This window comes from Sorangium sp. So ce836 (assembly GCF_028553905.1).
Classification (GTDB): domain Bacteria; phylum Myxococcota_A; class Polyangia; order Polyangiales; family Polyangiaceae; genus Sorangium; species Sorangium cellulosum_D.
Genome location: NZ_CP102233.1, coordinates 5,555,962 through 5,575,181, shown reverse-complemented (window position 1 = coordinate 5,575,181; position 19,220 = coordinate 5,555,962). Strand labels below are relative to the sequence as shown.

The window sequence follows — 19,220 nt, the reverse complement described above, 5'->3', positions numbered from 1 at the left end:
GCTACCTACCGGTCCGTTTCGCCCTCTTCCGGAGGGCCTCGGCGGCTCGCCGAGAGCTTCTTGAGCGCGCGCAGCACCTTCGCGATCTTCTGCGCGCCGTCGTCGGTCAACGCGGCCGCCGCCGGGGGCGCCTCGGGGGCGGGCGGGAGCGCGGGCTCGGCGGCGGCGCCGAGCGGGATGTCCATCGCGGAGGCGAGGTATTCCGCGAGGTCGGCCACGGTCGGGTGCCGCCAGATCAGCGTGGCGGTCAGCGAGACGCCGAGGCTCGCTTCGAGCCGGTTTCTGAGCTCCATCGCCGTGAGCGAGTCGAGCCCGGCCTGCTGGAGCGGGGTGCCCGCGCCCACGCGTGACGGCTCGCAGCGCAGCACCCGAGCGATCTGATCCCTGAGGTGCGCCTCCAGCGCGGCCCGGCGCTCTCCCGGAGGCGCGGAGGCGATCTGCGATCGGATCGATCCCGCGGCGCCCCGCGGGTCCGCCTGACCGGCCAGGTCGTCCGCGAGCTCCGCGAGGAAGGGCGAGCGCGCCGCGGCGAGGTGGAACTCCTGCCAGCGGCGCGGGTGAAAGCGCATGGCCGCGCGCTGGGTGGCGCCCTGCGAGAGGAGCCGCGCGAAGGTCTCGACGCCCTCGTCGGGCGCGAGCCCCTCGAGGCCGCGCGAGGCGAGCCGCTCGCCCCGGTTCTCCTGGGCCGCGGCGAGGCCGACCTCCCTCCAGGTGCCCCAGTCGATCGCCGTCGCCGGCAGCCCGAGCGCGCGCCGGTGGTGCGCGAGCGCGTCGAGGAACGCGTTGGCCGCGGTGTAGCTCGCCTGCCCCGGCGAGCCGAGCAGCGCGGTGGCCGAAGAGCAGAGCACGAAGAGATCCAGCGGCCGGGCCCGCGTGAGCTCGTGCAGGTTCCACGCGCCGAGGACCTTCGGCGCCATCACGCGCTCCGCGCGCTCGTAGCGGAGCCGAGCGATCGCGCCGTCGTCGAGGAGCCCCGCGGCGTGGATGACGCCCCGGAGCTCTGGCATCGAGCGATCGACGTCGTCGAGCACCGCGTCGAGCTCGGCCCGGACGGCGACGTCGGCGCGGGCGACGCGCACGTCGGCCCCCGCCGCGCGGAGCGGGGCGATCGCCCCCTCGACCCGCTCCGAGGCAGAGCTCCGGCCGAGGAGGACGAGGTGGCGAGCCCCCCTCGCCACGAGCCACGCCGCGAGGCGCAGGCCGATGCCTCCGAGGCCGCCCGTGATGAGGTACGTGGCGTCGCCCGCGATGCGCGGCTCCTCGCCGCGGGCAGGCGCGATCGGCGCGTCGTTCGCGCCGTCGAGCGAGAGGACGACCTTGCCCATGTGCTCGCCGCGCGCCATCAGCGCGAAGGCCTGGCTCGCGTCCGCGATCGGCAGGACGCGGCGCGGGAGCGGCTTGAGCTCGCCGGCCTCGAAGAGCGCCACGACCTCCTCGAAGAGCGCGCGCACGTCGTCGGGCCGCTCGGCGATTATCCCGCGGAGATCGACGAGCGCGAAGGTCAGCTTGCGCAGGAAGGGCCGGAGCCCGATCCGCCGATCGGCCTCGTAGTCGCGCATGCCGATCTCGATGAAGCGCCCGTAGTCCCGGAGGAGCTCGAGGCTGCTCGGGATGAAGTCGCCGGCCAGCGAGTTCAGGACGACGTCCACGCCCTGCCCCCCGGTGCGCTCCTTGATCTCGTCGGCGAAGGCGAGATCGCGGGAGCTCATGACATGCTGGACGCCCATCGCGGCGAGGGCGCTCCGCTTCTCCTCCGAGCCGGCCGTGGCGAAGATCTCCGCCCCGGCGCGCGCCGCGATCTGCACGGCCGCCATCCCCACGCCGCCCGCCGCGGCGTGGATGAGCACGCGCTCGCCCCGCCGCAGCCGCGCGACGTGGTGCAGGGCGTGAAAGGCGGTCAGGAACGCGAGGGGGATGGAGGCGGCGTCCTCGGCGCTCATCGAGGGAGGCCTGGGGAGCACGAGCCGGCGCGGGGCGACGGCGTGCGTGCCGAAGCAGCGGGACGCGAGCGCGATCACCTCGTCCCCTGCGCGCAGGCCCTGGACCCCGGCGCCGACCGCGACGACGCGGCCGGCGCACTCCCGGCCGAGCGGCGGCCCCGAGGCGTCCGTGCCCGGGTCGGGGAGCGCCCCCAGCGCGAGCAGGACATCGCGGAAGTTGAGGCCCGCCGCTGCGACCTCGATCTCGACCTCGTCCGCGCTCGGCGCGCGGCGCGGGCGCGCCCGCAGCACGAGCCCGTCGAGCACGCCCGGCCGATCGGTCTCCAGGCGGAACGCGCGGTCGCCAGCCCGCGCGCGCGGCGGCGCCTCCGCGGGTCGATCCGCGCGCACGAGCCGCGCGACATGGCGACTCCCGCTGCGGAAGGCTACCTGGTCGTCCGCGCCGTCGGCCCTGAGCTCGCGCGCGAGCGCGTCGAGGTCGCCGCCCTCCGCGAGCGGATCGAGATCGACGAGCGAGCAGCGCAGCTCGGGGTGCTCGTGCATGAGCGTCCGCCCGAAGCCCCAGAGCGGCGCCTGCGCCACCGCGCACGCCGCCCCCTCCCCTTCCACGGGCTGCGCGCCGCGCGTGACCAGCCAGAGGCGGGGGGCGTCGCGGTAGCCGGCTTGCGCGATCGCCTGCGCGAGCCCGAGAGCGCTGCCGCACGTGAGCGCGCACGCGGCGCTCAGCGCGTCGGCCGTGGCGGCCTCGGCCGGGACCGCGTCGAGCGAGACGAGGTGGACGATGGCGTCCGGCGCAGGCCGCCCCAGCTCGGCCGCGGCCTCCCGGAGCATCGTCGCGATCCCGTCTGCGTCCTCCAGCCCGACCTCGAGCTCGCGGGCCGCGATCCTGCGGTAGCGCGGCCCCCGCCGGACCAGCACGCAGGCGGCGCCGGCGTCCGTGAGGCGCTCGAGGAGCGCCTCGCCGACGCCCGCCCGATCCGCGAGGACGAGGACGGCGAAGGGCCGCGCGGCGGGCGCTCGCTCCGCGGCGTCCGCATGCGCGAGCCTCCACGCGACCTCGTAGTACCAGGCGCTCGTGGGCTCGGTCTGCCCGACCTCCACGCGCTGGAACGACAGGCCGAGCACCTCGGCGACCTCGCGGCCGCCGGCGTCGATGAGCCGGAGGTCTGCCGTCGCGCGGTCCGCCGCCGCGCCGGGGTCACCATCGCGCAGGACGATGTGGCATGCGAGGTCGGTCTCGATCCGCTCGCCCACGCGGAGCCGCTCCACGCCGACGGGCAGCATGCAGGCGGAGCCGCCCAGGCCAGAGGTCGCGACGGAGAGCGCGGCCTGGAAGCATGCGTCGAGGAGGGCCGGATGAACCACGTGTCCGGCCGTCGCGAGCCGATCGGGCAGGCGCACCCGGGCCAGGCCCTCGCGGAGGCCGCAGCGGACCTCGACGACGCCCTGGAAGCGGGGGCCGTAGCCCAGGCTCATCGCCGCCATATGGGCGTAGTGCTGCTCCCGCGAGAGGACGCGGGTGCACCGCGCCTCGATGGCGTCCCGGTCGATCGGCGGCCGCTCCCCCGCGCCGGCGGCCGCGCGCACGGCGCCTCGAGCGTGCCGCGTCCAGGGCGACCCGGCGTCGCGCGGACCCGCGCCGGCGGCAGCCCCGGGCCTGCTGAAGATCTCGAAGGTCGCCCGGTCGGCGCGGTCGACGCGCAGCACCGTCTGCACGATCTGCCCGAGCCGCTCCCCCGTGTCTGGCAGCGCCAGCGCGCGCTCCAAGAGCATCGCCTCCACGGCGTGCGGACCGGGGCCGAGGACCGCGCGCGCAGCGGCGAGCGCCATCTCCGCATAGGCGGTGGCCGGCAGGACGACCGTCGAGGCGACGCGGTGATCGGCGAGGTACGGCGCGTGCGCGACCGAGAGCTCGACCTCCCAGGTGTGCACCGCCGGATCCGCGGAGAGATCGCGGCGCTCACCGAGCAGCGCGGCGCCGCGGGCGCGCGATCGCGAGGGCCCGCCGGGCGGCGCGTCGAGCCAGAAGCGCTCGCGCTGCCACGGGTACGAAGGCAGCGCGACCGGCGGGTGATCCCCAGGGTAGAGCTGCTTCCACGCGACCGCCGCGCCGAGCGCATAGAGCGCGGCGAGCGAGGTCCGGAGGACGCGCTGCTCGTCCTCGTCGCGCCTCGACGAGGGCAGGCAAGCGCCCCGGCGCGACCACGCCGAGAGCCCGTCCTCGATCGACGGCAGCAGCACGGGGTGCGGGCTCGCCTCGACGAACGCCGCGGGCCCCTCCGCGCTCAGCGCCTCCACGCCCGCGGCGAACCGCACTGGCTCGCGCAGGTTTCGCGCCCAGTAACGCGCGTCGAGCTCCGGTCCCTCGACATACCGCCCCGTCACGGTCGAGAGCATCGGCACGCGCGCTCGCTGCGGCCGGATCCCCGCGAGCTCCGCCACGAGCTCGTCGAGCAACCCCTCCACCTCCGGGCTGTGCGACGCGACGTCGACCTTGATGCGCCGGCAGAAGACCCCGCGCCCCTCGAGCCGCGCGAGCACCTCGTCGAGCGCCTGCGCGTCGCCCGACAGCACCGTCGACCGGGGACCGTTGCTCGCCGCGATCGAGAGCCGCTGCTCGTGCCCGACGAGCGAGCGCTCAGCCTCGGCCATCGGGAGCTCGACCAGCGCCATGGCGCCGCGCCCGCTCACGCGGCGCATGAGGCGGCTGCGCCGGCAGATGATCCTGGCCGCGTCCTCGAGGCTCAGGATGCCGGCGACGTGCGCCGCGGCGGCCTCGCCCATGCTGTGCCCGAGCACCGCGTCGGGCTCGAGGCCCCAGGACCGCCACAGCGCCGCGAGGGCCACCTCGACGGCCCAGAGCACAGGCTGCACGACGTCGATCTCGCCGAGCCGCGAAGACGCCTCGTCCGCGCCGATCTGAGCCGTCAGCGACCAGTCGACGTGCGGGCGCATCGCCTGCTCGCAGGCCTCGATCGCCGCGCGGAACACGGGCTCGGCCTGGAGCAGCGCGCGCCCCATGCCCACCCACTGCGAGCCCTGCCCCGGAAAGACGAGCACGAGCCGGGGCGGCCTCTCCTCGACGACGCCCGACGCAACGCCGGGGCGCTCGGCCAGGAAGGCGTCGAGCTGCTCGACGAGCTCCGCGCGCGTGGCGAAGACCGCCGCGAGCCGGTGCGGCTCGTGGCTGCGGCGGACGCTCGCCGTCCTGCACACGGCGGCCAGGGGCGGCGCGTCTCCGGAGGACAGCAGGTCCTTGTAGGCACGGGCGAGCGCCGCGAGCGCATCGGCGCTGCGGGCCGAGAGGGGGAGCACGAGCGGCCCCGAGGCCGCTGCCTCCGGAGGCGGCTCCGCCTCCGCTGCCTCCGCGAGCACGATGTGCGCGTTGGTGCCGCTGATGCCGAACGAGCTGACCCCGGCGACGCGCCGCCGGGCGCCGCGCCGCCACGGGAGCGGCCGCCGCGGGATCACGAGCGGCGTGCCGTCGAGCGACAACCGCGAGCTCGGCTGCTCGAAGTGAGCCTGCCCGGGCACCGTCTCGTGCCGCATCGAGAGCACGATCTTGATGAGCCCCGCGACGCCCGCGGCCGACTCGAGGTGCCCGATGTTCGCCTTGACCGAGCCGAGGACGCACGGCGACCCGTCCGGCCGCGGCGCGCCGAAGATCTCCTTGATCGCCTCCACCTCGATGGGGTCGCCGAGCGACGTGCCCGTCCCGTGCGCCTCGATGTAGTCGACTTGCTCCGCCCGGATGCCCGCGCTCGCGAGCGCCTTGCGCAGCATGCCTCGCTGCGCGAGCCCGTTCGGCGCGGTGAGCCCGTTGCTCCGGCCGTCCTGGTTGACCGCCGAGCCCAGGATGAGCGCCCAGATCTCGTCGCCGTCTCGACGGGCGTCCGCGAGCCGCTTCAGCACCAGCACGCCGCAGCCCTCGCCGCGGCCGTAGCCGTCCGCGCGCGCGTCGAACGTCTTGCAGCGGCCGTCCGGCGACAGAGCGCGCATCTGCGAGAGCTCGATGTGCCCCTCGGGCGAGAGGATGAGGTTGACCCCGGCGGCCAGCGCCATCTCGCTCTCCCCCGAGCGCAGGCTCTGGCAGGCGAGGTGCACCGCCACGAGCGACGACGAGCAGGCGGTGTCCACCGCCATGCTCGGCCCCTGCAGCCCGAGCGCGTACGCGACGCGCCCGGGCCCCACGCTCAGCAGATCCCCCGTCCCGCTGTAGGTCGTGATGCCGTCCGTTCCCAGCCGGGCCTGCCTCACCCAGCCGTAGTCGTGGCGGTACACGCCGACGAACACGCCGACCGACCGACCTTGCAGCTGGTCGTGAGGCTGCCCTGCCCGCTCGAGCGCCTCCCAGCACACTTCCAGGAGCACGCGCTGCTGTGGGTCCATCTCCTCGGCCTCGCGCGGTGAGATCCCGAAGAAGCCGGCGTCGAACCGATCGACGTCGCGCAGGAACGCGCCGCTCCGCGTGTACATCCTGCCGGGGACGTCCGGGTCCGGGTCGTAGAAGGCTTCGACGTCCCAGCGGCCCGCGGGGATCTCGGTCACCGCGTCCCGCCCCTCGAGGAGGAGCTCCCAGAACGTCCCCGGATCGTCCGCTCCGCCAGGGAACCGGCACGCGAGCCCGACGATGGCGATCGGCTCCTCGGCATGTCCGAGCGGCGCGGCCGCGCTCGAGGGCTGCGAGAGCGGCGCGGGGCTCGAGGCCACGGCGTCGTCGCGCCGATCGAGGTCCTCCTGGAGCGCCGCGTCGAGGTAGCCAGCGAGCGCCTGGATCGACGGATAGCTGAAGAGCAGCGTGTCCGAGCTCGTGAGGCCCGATCGCTGGTCGAGCAGGCCGCGCAGCTCCACCGCGCCGAGCGAGTCGAGCCCGAGATCGTGCAGCGGCCTCGTGGGATCCAGCGCGCCCTGCGCCGGGACCAGGCGCGCGACGCACGCGGCGACCTCGTCGAGCAGCGCGCGGCGCCGCTCGATCGCCGCCGTCCCGCGCAGCAGCGCTCGAAGCGCGGGCTCGCGCGTCGCGCCCCCGGTCAGCTCCGGGCCTCGATCGGCGAGGGCCCCGTCCGTCGCGCCGCGCTGGATGGCGATGACCGGGTACCGCTTCCCCACGAGCGCCTGCGGCGCGCCGCTCTCTGCCGACCCGACGGCGAGCGGCGCGCCCGCCGTCGAGACGGCCGCGCGCGCCGGGGGAGGCCCCTCCTCGACGACGACGTGCACGTTGGTCCCGCTCATCCCGAAGGCGCTCACGCCCGCGATGCGCCGCTGCCCGCCGCGTGGCCACGGCCGCCGCGACGTCGGCACGTCGATCCTCCCGCCGTCCAGCGAGAGGCTCGGATTGAGCTGCCTGAGGTGCAGATGCGGGGGGATCTCCTCGTGGGCGAGCGAGAGCACGACCTTGATCAGGCCCGCCATCCCGGCCGCGGCCTCGAGGTGCCCGAGGTTTGTCTTCACCGATCCGACCGCGCACCGGACGCCCGGCCGATCGCCCAGCGCGCGCCCGAGCGCCCGCGCCTCGGCGCGATCGCCCGCCCTCGTGCCCGTCCCGTGCGCCTCGATGTAGCCGATCTGCTCCGGGGTCACGCCCGCGCGCGCCCACGCCGCCCGCAGCATCGCCACCTGCGCCTCGGGGCTCGGCGCGAGCAGCCCCTCCGTTCGGCCGTCGTGGGCCGAAGCCCCGCCCCGGAGCAGCGCCCAGATGCGGTCCCCGTCGCGCTGCGCGTCCGACAGCCGCTTGAGCACGAGCGCGCCGCCGCCCTCGCCCCGCACGAACCCGTTCGCCTCGACGTCGAACGTGCGGCAGCGCGCGTCGGGCGAGAGCACCCCCATCTTCCAGAGCTTCACGCTCCCGAGCGGGCTCAAGATCCAGTGCGCCCCGCACGCGAGCGCCACGTCGCACTCGCGCCTCCGCAGGCTCTCGCTCGCGAGGTGCACGGCCATGAGCGACGACGAGAACGCCGTGTCCACGACCAGGCTCGGCCCGCGCCACCCGAGCACGTGCGAGACGCGGCCGGCGAGCAGGCTCGCGCTCTCGCCCGTCAGCCGGAAGGCGTCGATCGCCGCGGCGTGCTGCGCCTTCAGCTGCGCGTACTCCCCGCCGCACGCCCCGACGAACACGCCGCCCGCGCGCCCGGACGACTCGAGCGGCGCCTGCCCGGCGTGCGCCAGCGCCTCCCAGCAGAGGTCCAGCACGAGCCGCTGCAGCGGGTCCATCTGCTCCGCCTCGGCGTCGGAGATGCCGAACCGCTGCGCGTCGAACTGCTCGATCCCGTCCACGAATCCGCCGCGACGAACCGCCGCTTCCCAGGCCTCTCCGGAGCTGAGGCCCGCGAAGGCCCAGGGCCCCCAGCGCCCCTCCGGCACCTCGCGGATCGCGTCCACCCCGTCCCGCAAGAGCCGCCAGTAGGCCTCGGGGTCGCCCGCGCCCCCGGGGAACCGGCACGAGAGCCCGACGATGGCGATCGGTTCGTCGACCGTCGCGGCTTGCGGCGCGCTCGGCGGGAGCGCTGCGCTCGGCGGGAGCGCTGCGCTCGGTAGGAGCGCTGCGCTCGGTGCTCCGGACAGCGACCGCGCGATCGCTCGGAGCAGCCGCGTCGCGCCGGTCTGGAAGAAGAGGTGGGGCCCGGGCAGCACCTGGAGCTCGAAGGCGCCGCCGGTGTGGCGTGCCCAGCCGAGGAGATCGTCGCGCGGGATGTCGACGTCCTCGCTCCCGCCGAACACCGAAATAGGGATCGCCAGCGGCGGCTCCTCCCGGTGCTCGTAGCCATGGATCACCTCGGCGTCGGCGCGCAGCGCCGGCAACGCGAGCCGGAGCACGTCGGGATCGAGCAGCGCCTCGGGCACGAGCCCGAAGCGGCGCAGCGCGTCGATCGCCGAGGGGTCCTCGGCCCGCAGCGAGGCGACCATGTCCGCCCTCGCGCGGAGCGGGTTCGGCAGGTGGGGCGCCGGGTATGCCGCGACGAGCAGGTGCTCCGGCGCGGGGGCGCCGCGGCGGCGCAGCTCGCGCGCGAGCTCGAAGGCGACGAGCGCCCCCTTGCTCGCGCCGAAGAGGGCGTAGGGGCCGTCCAGGTGCGGCTCGATCGCCGTGGCCACCGCCTCGACGAGCGGCGAGATGTCCGTGATGGGCGGCTCCGCGAGCCGCTCCTGGCGCCCGGGCAGCTGGACGGCGCACACCTCGATGTCCGGCGGAAGGCCCCGCGGCCAGGCGCTGTAGGCCGACGCGCCGCCGCCGCCGTGCGGGAAGCAGAAGAGGCGAAGCCGCGGCTTTCCGGCGGCGCCGGTCGCAAAGCGGCGGATCCAGCGATCGCCGCGATCGGGCGCCGGCGCGCGATGCATGGCGGCGGGAGCGGGCGGAGGCGCTGCCGCCGAGATCCCAGGGGGGGACGTCCCAGGGAAGGACGACGACGCGCCCTCGGGCCCCGCGGACGGCGCCGGCTCGCCGGGCGAGGGCGGGCGCTCGGCGCCGAGCTCCTTCACGAGCCGCGCGGTGAGCTGCGAGAGGGTCGCCCCCTGCGAGAGGTCGGCGAGCGGCAGCGCCACCCCGAGATCGGCCTGCACGCCGTTCCGGAGCTCGACGGCCATCAGCGAGTCCAGCCCGAGATCGCGCGGCGAGTCGAGCGAGGAGACGGCGGACACCGGGACGGAGAGGACGTCGGCCACTTGCCCGCGCAGGTAGTCGTCCAGCCGACGATGCACCTCGCCAGGGCTCTGGGCGCGGAGCTCGTCCAGCGACACCGCGCCTCGCCGAGCGCGGCGGGCGCTGCGCTCGATCGCCTGCTTGAGCTGCGTACGCCCGATTCGACGGAGGTGCATGCCCTCGACCCTGGCCAGGACCTCGCCGCCCTCGTCGAGGAGGTACACGTCCCCGCAGAGATCCTCGCCTTCGGACGGGCGCAGGACGGCGTGGGCATAGACGGCGTCCTGCGAGCCGGAAGCGTGGTCCTGGCAGCGATCCACGCGCTGCCCGATGAACGTCTGCCCGGACTCGCGCACGAGCTCCTCGTAGCCGGGGACCGCGGCCATCAGCACCTGGCCGTAGACTTCGTCCATGCACATGCGCATCACGGCGTCGCGATCGATCTCGACGCCGCGCGGGCGCACGACGTCCTCCGAAGGGAGCGCGAGCCGCGCGACGGCCTCGCCGTCCCTGCGCCAGATCCGCTCGATGACCTGGAAGCTTTCGCCGACGTAGTGCTCGTCCCGGCGCCACAAGCGCGCGTAATAATCGTCGCCGTCCCGCTCCTCGCTGCAGCGCGCCTTGAGCGCCTCGATCGAGCGAGCCTCCGGGCGGGGCGGAGCCGTGCCCGAGACGCGCACGCAGCCGGTGGTGTGGAGCGTCCAGCGGTCCGCGCCGGAGGCCTCCGGCGCGAGGCTGACGAGCTGGAAGGACGCGACGCCGGGCTCGCCGGGCGTGAGGATCGTCTGGACCGTACGGGCGCCGGACTCGGGCAGGATGAGCGGCTGCGAGAACGAAACATCCTCGTACTCGATGCCGACCGTGGGGCCGAACGCAGCGACGGCAGCAGCAGCGACCAGCGAGAGATGGATGACGCCCGACACCACCACGCGGCCGTAGATGCGGTGATCGCGCAGCACCGGGAGCATCTCGGAGGCGAGCTGCGATTCGAAGATCACGTCCCGGATCGCAGGCGACACGAGGCGCTGCCCGAGCAGCGTCGCAGGCGCCCCCACGCGCGACGGGCCGACCGCCGTCTCCTCTCCCTGTCCCTGCGTCGGCCCGGCCTCTACCCAGTGCCGCTCGCGCTGGAAGGGGTAGGTCGGGAGCACGAGCTTCCGGCCCGCTCGGTCGCGGTCGAAGCCCGCGAAGTCCACCTTCGCGCCTCGCACGTACAGCGCTCCCAGGCTCTCGAGCATCTGCGCGCAATCCGAGCGCTTCGGCCGCAACGACGGCAGCCACACCCCCGCCCCCTCCGGCACGCACCGCCGCCCCATCGCCGAGAGCACAGGGCTCGGCCCCACCTCCACGAACGCCTCCGCCCCCGCCTCGTGCAGCGCCCGTATCCCCTCCAGGAACCGCACCGGCGCGCGCACATGGCTCGCCCAGTACGACGCCTGCGTCACCTCCTCCCGCGCCGCCCTCCCCGTCACGTTCGCGATGAGCCTGCGCTGCGGCAATCCGAGCTTCACCTGCGACGCCGCACGCTCGAACGCCTCCACCATCGGCCCCATCAGCGGCGAGTGGAACGCGTGCGATACGTTCAGCCACCGGCTCTTGACACCGCGCGCACCCAGCGCCTCCACCACCGCCGTCACCGCACCGCGCGCACCGGACACCACCGTCTCCGACGGCCCGTTCACCGCAGCGATCGACGCCTCCGCCGCGTACGGCCTCACCGCCTCCGCCACCGTCGCCTCGTCCGCGAACAGCGCCGCCATCGCCCCCTGCTTCGGCAGCGCCTGCATCAGACGCCCTCGCGTCGCGATGAGCCCGAGCCCCTCGGGCAGCCCGAACACCCCCGCCACGCACGCCGCCACGTACTCGCCCACGCTGTGCCCCAGCACCGCGAACGGCTCGATCCCCCACGCCTTCCACTGCGCGGCCAGCGCATAGCCCACCGCGAACAGCGCGGGCTGCGTGTACTCCGTCTCGTCCAGCGGGCTCGCCTGCCCCTCCGCCGGGTACAGCACCTCGATCAGCGGCCTCTCCAGCTGCCCACGCAACAGCGCGTCGCACTCCTCGATCGCCCGCCGGAACACGGGCTCGGTCGCGAACAGCTCCCGTCCCATCCCCACGTATTGCGACCCCTGTCCCGTGAACAGGAACGCCACCTGCGGCGTCTCTTTTCGCTCCACGCGGCCCTGCTGCGTCTGCTCCGCTCGCTCGCCCCGCGCGAACGCGCCGAGCCGCGCGGAGAGCTGCTCGCGCGACGACGCGACGACCGCGAGCCGATGCGCGAAGCGCGCTCGCCCCGCGCGCGCCGTGAAGCACACGTCCCCGAGCCGCTCCTCCGGGTGGGATCCGAGGTGACGCTCGTAACGGTCGGCGAGCACGCGCAGCGCCTCTTCGCTCCGCGCCGAGACGCAGAGGATCTCGACGGGTCGCTCGGGCGCCGAGGCGGCAGCCGCCTGCGCCGAGGGCGCACCGCCGAGGACGACGTGGGCGTTCGTGCCGCTCGCCCCGAACGAGCTCACCCCCGCGATGCGACGGCCGTCGACCGACGGCCACGGGATCCTCGTCGCCGCCACGCGCACCGGCAGCCGGTCCCACTCGATGTACGGGTTCGGCGTCTTGAAATGCAGGTGCGGCGGGATTTCCCCGTGATGAAGCGAGAGCGCCACCTTGATGAGCCCCGCGATCCCCGCGCCTGCCTCGAGGTGGCCGATGTTGGTCTTCACCGAGCCGAGGAGGATCGGGCGCTCGGGCTCACGCCCGGCCCCGAGGGCGGCCGCGAGCGCGCGCACCTCGATCGGGTCGCCGAGGGGCGTCCCCGTGCCGTGCGCCTCGACGTAGTCGACGTGGTGCGGCTCCACGCCGGCGTTCGCGAGCGCTTCGCGCACGAGCACCTGCTGCGCCGACCCGTTCGGGACCGTGAGGCCGCTGCTCGGGCCGTCCTGGTTCACCGCCGAGCCGCGGATGACGGCGAGGACGCGATCGCCCGCCGCGACCGCGTCGGACAGGCGGCGGAGCACGACGACGCCGCAGCCCTCGCCCCGCGCGTAGCCGTCTGCCGAGGCGTCGAAGGTCTTGCAGCGGCCCTCGGGGGAGAGCACCCGCGTCTTGCACAGCACGATGTGCGCGGCAGGCGTCAGGATGAGGCTCACGCCGGCCGCGAGCGCGAGGTCGGTCTCCCGGCTGCGCAGGCTCTGGCAGGCCAGGTGGACAGCGACCAGCGAGGAGGAGCACGCGGTGTCGACGGCGACGCTGGGCCCCTGGAGCCCGAGGAGATAGGAGAGCCTGCCCGGCGCAAAGTTGAGCGCCGTGCCGGGGCCGAAGTAGGCGTCGAGACCGGAGAGCGACGCGCTCGCCCCGACGACGTGGGCGTAGTCGCTCGAGGAGATCCCGACGAAGACGCCGGTGCGGCTGTGCGCGAGGCGATCGGGCGCGATGGCGGCGTCCTCGAGCGCCTCCCAGCTCACCTCGAGGAGCAGGCGGTGCTGCGGATCGAGGCTCTGCGCCTCGCGCGGCGATACGCCGAAGAAGCGCGCATCGAAGCCGTCGACCTGCTCGAGGAAGCCGCCGCGGACCGTGTACATCTTGCCCGGCGCGTCGGGGTCCGGGTCGTAGAACGCGGCCGCGTCCCATCGGCCCTCGGGCACCTCCCGGGTCGCGTCCACGCCGTCGCGGACGAGCTGCCAGAGGGCCTCCTTCGTGTCGGCGCCGCCGGGGAACCGGCAGCCGATGCCGACGATGGCGATCGGCTCGCTGCGGGCCGACTCCGCGGCAGAGAGCCGCGCGCGCAGATCGCGCAGCTCCAGCAGGGCCCGCTTGAGGACGGGCGAACGGTCAGCGTCGGCGCTCACGGTGCGGCGTCCTGCGGCGCGCCGCCGAGCTCCGCGGCGAGCAGCGCCTCCAGCTCGTCCTCGGAGAGCCGATCGAGCGACGCGTCCTCGGCGCGCGCCCGCGCCCCGGGAGGCGACGGAGCGTGCGCGAGCGGCTCGGGCTGCGCGGCGATGGCGAGGACCTCGCGCGCGAGGAAGCCGGTCATGGCGTCCACCGTCGGGTGCTCGAACGCAAGCGTGGGCGGCAGCGAGCTGCCGAGACTTACCTCCAGCCGGTTGCGCAATCGAACGCTCATCATCGAATCCATGCCCATCTGAAAGAATCCTTGGTCCGTATCGAGCGCGAGCGGGTCTTCCATCCCGAGGATCGACGCCACCGTTTCGCGGACGTGCGCCGTGAGGAGCTTCCGTCGATCCGCTGGCTCGGCCTCGTCGAGGCGCCTGCGGAGCGCGCCCTTCGCCTCGCCGCTCCCCGCGCCCGGCTCCGCCGGGATCTCGATCCGATCGAGCAGCGTCCGGCGCCGCCGGGCCTCGAAGATCGCCTTGAAGGTGCGCCAGTCGACCGGCGCGACCACGCGCTGCGCCGGCCCCCCCTGGATCACCGCGTCGAGCGCCTCGAGCGCGTGCGCCGGCGGCATGACGCCGAAGCCCATCTGCGCCGCGAAGCGCCGCACGTCGGCGGTGATCATGCCGCCGCCGCCGAAGCCGCCCCAGTTGACGCTTTGCCCCGGTAGACCGAGCGCGCTGCGGTAGTGCGCGAAGATGTCCATGAAGTGGTTGGCCGCGGCGTACGCGCCGAGCCTCGCCGCGCCCCAGACCGCGGCCGGCGATGAGAAGCAGACGAAGAAATCGAGCGGCAGATCGCGCGTCAGCTCGTGCAGGATCCACGTGCCAGCGACCTTGGCGTGGAGCACGGACCGGAGGATCTCGACGTCCGTCTCCAGGAGCGACGTGTTCGATGTCACCCCCGCGGCATGGAGGACGCCGCGCAGCGGCAGGCCGGCGGCGCGCACCGAGAGGAGCGCCTCGGCCATGGCGGCTGGATCGCCCGCGTCCGCGGACAAGGCGCGCACGGTCGCGCCTCGCGCCTCGAGCGATCGCACGAGCTCCACCTTCTGCCGCGCGTCGCTGCCGGGCGCGAGCGTGTCCCAGAGCTCGCGCGGCGGGAGCCCCCGCCGGCCCAGGACGACGAGGTGGCGGGCGCCCCGATCCACGAGCCATCGGGCCACCTGGAGGCCTGCCCCGCCGAGCCCCCCGGTGACGAGATACGCGGCGTCGGCCCGGAGCGCGAGCGGCTGCGCGGGCATCGTCGGCCCATCGCTCCGGACCAGGCGGGCCACGTAGCGCTCGCCGCCGCGGAGGGCCACGAAGTCCTCGTCGTCGCGGGCGTCGATCGCGCCGAGCAGGGCCCGTGCCTCATCGCTGCTCGCCCTGGGGTCGAGATCGATCGCGCGGCCCCACAGCTCGGGGTGCTCGAGGGCGATCACCTTCCCGAGCCCCCACAGCGGCGCCTGGGCGATGGCGAGATCCGCGGAGCCGCGCGGCGCCGGCTGAGCGTTGCGCGTCACGAGCCACAGGGGCGACGCCTGGCTCGAGCGCGCGAGGGCCTGCACGAGGTGGAGCACCGCCGTGGTACCCTTCGCTTCGTCCGCCGCGAGGGACGCGACGCTCGTCTGCGCAGGCGGCGTCGCGTCGAGGCTCCACAGGTGGACGATGCCGCGCAGAGGGCCTGAAGCGCGCGCCTCCGCGAGCAGGCGATCGAACGCCTCCGGCTCCTCGGGCGGGACGGCCCATGGGCCCTCCGGCGGCGCCGCGAAGCGCGGAGCCGGGCGCACCAGGAGGGCGCCTTCGCCGCGCCGCGCGAGCAGGCGCGCCAGATCCTCGCCGAGCCCGCTCGCGTCCGTGAGGATCAGCCAGCGGCCAGCTGGAGCGGGCGCAGGAGCCGCCGTCGCCGTCGGCGGGGCCGCCTCCCATGCGAGCTCATGGAGCCACCGGTCGAGGCGCGCCCCGACGATGCGCCGCGCCGCCTGCCGATCGGGGACATCCAGGCGGAGGCCTCGGACCTCGGCCAGGAGCCTGCCCTCGGCGTCGAGCAGGCGGAGATCGCCGGAGAAGCCCGCGTCCGAAGGCGGCGGGTGGACCGTGGCGTGGCACCACGAGGCCGCGCCGGACGACGGCCCGGCCGCAGGGATGACGAGCCGATCGAGCGCCGTCGGGAGGAGCGCCTCGCCCTCGATCGGCGGCGTCTCCGGATCGTGCGCGAGGGACGCGAGCAGCTCGAACGCCGCGTCCAGCAGCGCTGGGTGCAGCCCGTAGGGTCCCGGAGCCGCGGTCGCCGCGTCCGGGAGGCGGAGCCGGCCGAGCGCCTCGCCCTCCCCGCGCCACACGTGCTCGATGGCCCGCATCGCCGGACCGACCTCGAGCCCCCGCCCCTGGATCTGGGCGTAGCACGCCGCGCCGTCGCAGGTCGTCCCGGCGCTCGCCCTCAAGGCGTCGAGCGCCGGCCCTCCGCCCGTGGGGGACTCCGCGGCCCGAACGCGACCCGACGCCCTGAGGATCCCGCCGCTCGGCTCGCTCCCGGGCCGCGAGGCGCGGCTCCAGATCTCGAACGATGCCGCGCCCGCGGGCCCGGGCGTCAGGATCAGCTGCAACGTCACGTCTGCGTCACCCTCCAGAAGGAGCGCGTCGCGGAGGACGAGATCCTCGATCACCCTCCCGCCGGGAGGCAGGAGCGCCGCCGCGGCGCCGAGCACCATCTCCACGAAGATCGCGGCCGGCGCGAGCGCGATCCCCTGAAGGCGGATCGCGCACAGGGACGCGCGCCGCTCCCGATCGAGATCGAGCTCCCAGTACTGCTCGCCGGAGAGGCGGGCCGAAACGACGCGCCGATCGAGCAGCGGATGCGACGCGCCGGACCGTGAGGGCGCCGGGACCCCGGGGGCCGCCGGGACCCCGGGCGGCTGCGCGGGCGCGGGCGCCGGGGGCGACGCCCAGTACCGCTGCCGTTTCCAGGGGTAGGTGGGCAGCGGAACGAACCGGCCGGAAGGCGCATCGAGGCGCGACCAGTCCAGCGGAGCGCCCGCGGCGTAGAGCCGGCCCAGCGAAGCCCGCAGGGTCATCCGCTCCGGCTCGTCGGACCTGGTGGACGGCACGAGCGTGCTCTCGCCGCCCTGCGGCCGGAGCACCTGCTCGATCGCGCTGAGCAGCAGCGGATGCGGGCTGATCTCGATGAAGGCGTCGAATCCATCGATCCCCATCCGCTCGATCGCCTGCGCGAACAGCACCGGCTCCCGGAGGTTCCGCGCCCAGTACTCGGGGCCGAGCGCCGCGGGCTCGTGCGGCGCGGCGGTCACGGTCGAATAGAACGGCACGGCCGCCGCGCGCGGCGCGAGGCCGGCGAGCGCGCGCACGAGCTCCGGCAGCAGCGGGTCCATCTGCGGGCTGTGGCCGGCCGCGGTCGCGCCCTTGACCTTGCGCGCGAAGACGTTGCGGCGCACGAGCTTCGGAAGGAGCTCTTCCAGCGCCGCCGGATCGCCGGACAGCACGGTGGACGCGCGGCCGTTGCAGACGCCCACGGCGACCCGGTCCTCGAAGCCGGCGAGCGCCGCGCGAGCCTGCTCCGCCGAGAGCGCGACGACCACCATCGCCCCCTTGCCCTGCACCCGCCCGATGATCTCGCCGCGGCGGCAGACCAGGCGCGCAGCGTCGTCGAGGCTCAGCGCGCCCGCGACGTGCGCCGCGGCGATCTCCCCCATGCTGTGGCCGACGACGGCCTGCGGCTCGACGCCCCACGACCGCCACAGCGCGGCGAGCGCCACCTGCATCGCGAACACGACGGGCTGGACGATCTCGAGCCGCTCCCACGCTGTCTCGGCGTCCGCGGAGGCGAGCTGCTCGACGACCGACCCCGCCCTATACGGCGCGAGGGCGCGGTCGCACGCGAGCAGCGCCTCCCGGAATACCGGCTCGCGCTCGAGGAGCCCGCGGCCCATGCCGACCCAGTGGCCGCTGTGCCCGGAGAAGACGAACGCGATCCGGGGCGAGCGGCCGAGCTGCACGTTGCCGGTGAAGAAGCGCGGATGGACCTCCTTCTGCAGGAAGGCCGAGAGCGCCTCCGCGAGCTCCTCGCGGGATCCGCCCACCACCGCGAGCCGCCGCTCCAGGTGCGCGCGCCGGAGGGACGCGGAGTGGCAGACATCCGCGAGCCGCAGGTCGGCCCCGTCCGCGAGCAGCAGGTGGTAGGCCCGCGCCAGGTCGTTCAAGGCGTCCGCGCTCCTCGCCGAGATGGGGAGGAGCCACGCATCGCCGGGGACGGGCTTCGCAGCGGCAGGCGAACCGGCGATCGCGGGGGAGGCTCCCTGACCGGGAGCGTCCCCGAGGGGTGCGGTGGCCGAGCGGGGCGGCGCCTCGAGGATCACGTGCGCGTTGGTGCCGCTCACGCCGAAGGCGCTGACGCCCGCGATGCGCGCCGCGTCGCCTTCGGGCCACGGGGCCGCGTTCGTCGGAATGACGAGCGGGAAGAGGCCCTCCGTGATCTCGGGGTTCAAGCGCTGGAAGTGGATCTGCGGCGGGATCTCCCCGTGGCGCAGGGCGAGCACGACCTTGATGAGCCCTGCCAGGCCGGCGCACGCCTCCAGGTGCCCGATGTTGGCCTTCGCGGAGCCGAGCAAGAGCGGCGCGTCCTCGGCGCGCCCCGCGCCCATCTCCGCGACGAGCGCGTTCACCTCGATGGGATCGCCGAGCGGCGTGCCGGTGCCGTGCGTCTCGATGTAGCGGACCTCGGCCGGAGCGACGTCGGCGCTGGCGAGCGCGGCGCGCAGCACCGCTCGCTGCGCGGCTCCGTTCGGGACCGTGAGCCCGCTCGAGCGACCGTCGTGGTTGACCGCCGAGCCGCGGATCACCGCGAGGACGCGATCGCCGTGCCGCTGCGCGTCGCGGAGGCGCTTGAGCACCACGACCGCGCCCCCCTCGCCGCGCACCATGCCGTCCGCGGACGCATCGAAGGCCTTGCACCGCCCGTCGGGCGCGAGCGCGCGCATCCGCGAATAGAGCACGTTCACCGACGGGGTGAGGATCAGGTTCACCGCGCCGACGAGCGCCATGTCCGACTCGCCCGCGCGCAAGCTCTGGCAAGCGAGGTGCGCGGCGACGAGCGATGACGAGCACGCGGTGTCGAGCGCCACGGCCGGTCCGTGCAGCCCGAGGACGAACGACAGCCTCCCCGCCGTCGTGTTGAGCGAGTTCCCGGTGCCGATATACGGGTCCAGGGCGGCGAGCCCGCCCTGCCCGGCGATCTGCGCGTAGTCGGCGGTCGCGACGCCGACGAACACGCCGGTGCGGCTGCCGGCGAGCCGATCGGGGGCCTGTCCCGCGTCCTCGAGAGCCTCCCAGGAGAGCTCGAGCAGCAGACGCTGCTGAGGGTCCATCATGGCGGCTTCGAGCGGCGAGATCCCGAAGAACGGGGCGTCGAACCGGTCGACGTCGTGCCCCTTCAGGAACCCTGATCGGCGCGTGTACATCTTGCCGGGCGCGTCGGGATCCGGGTCGAAGAACGCGTCGCCGTCCCAGCGATCGCGCGGGACATCCGAGGTCGCGTCGACGCCATCCTTCAGGATGCGCCAGTACGACTCGGGGCTGTTGGCCCCGCCGGGGAAGCGGCACGCGAGCCCGACGATGGCGATCGGCTCCTTCTGCGCGTGCAGGACCGCGTCGAGCCGGGCGCGCATCTCCTTGAGGGCGAGGGTCGCCCGCTGCAGGGGGCTCAGCTGATCGAGGCGGTCGCGGACATCCTTCATGGTCGGCTCCTCGACGCGGTGTCGTCCT

At 74.9% G+C, this 19,220-nt stretch carries 2 protein-coding genes; both read right to left on the bottom strand.

The window, feature by feature from the left end:
* Positions 1-5: 5 nt before the first annotated feature.
* Positions 6-13,418: a type I polyketide synthase gene (locus tag NQZ70_RS20220; protein WP_129575674.1), complete on the bottom strand. Its 13,413-nt coding sequence runs from the start codon at positions 13,416-13,418 to the stop codon at positions 6-8.
* A complete protein-coding gene (locus NQZ70_RS20215) occupies positions 13,415-19,192 on the bottom strand; it encodes a type I polyketide synthase (RefSeq protein ID WP_129575673.1) in 5,778 nt (1,925 codons plus the stop codon). Before NQZ70_RS20215 ends, NQZ70_RS20220 begins: the two co-directional genes overlap by 4 nt.
* Positions 19,193-19,220: the final 28 nt, after the last annotated feature.

Bases quoted from the DNA above. Each gene is read 5' to 3' on its own strand.
- NQZ70_RS20215 (WP_129575673.1), bottom strand. From the start codon at position 19,192: ATGAAGGATGTCCGCGACCGCCTCGATCAGCTGAGCCCCCTGCAGCGG.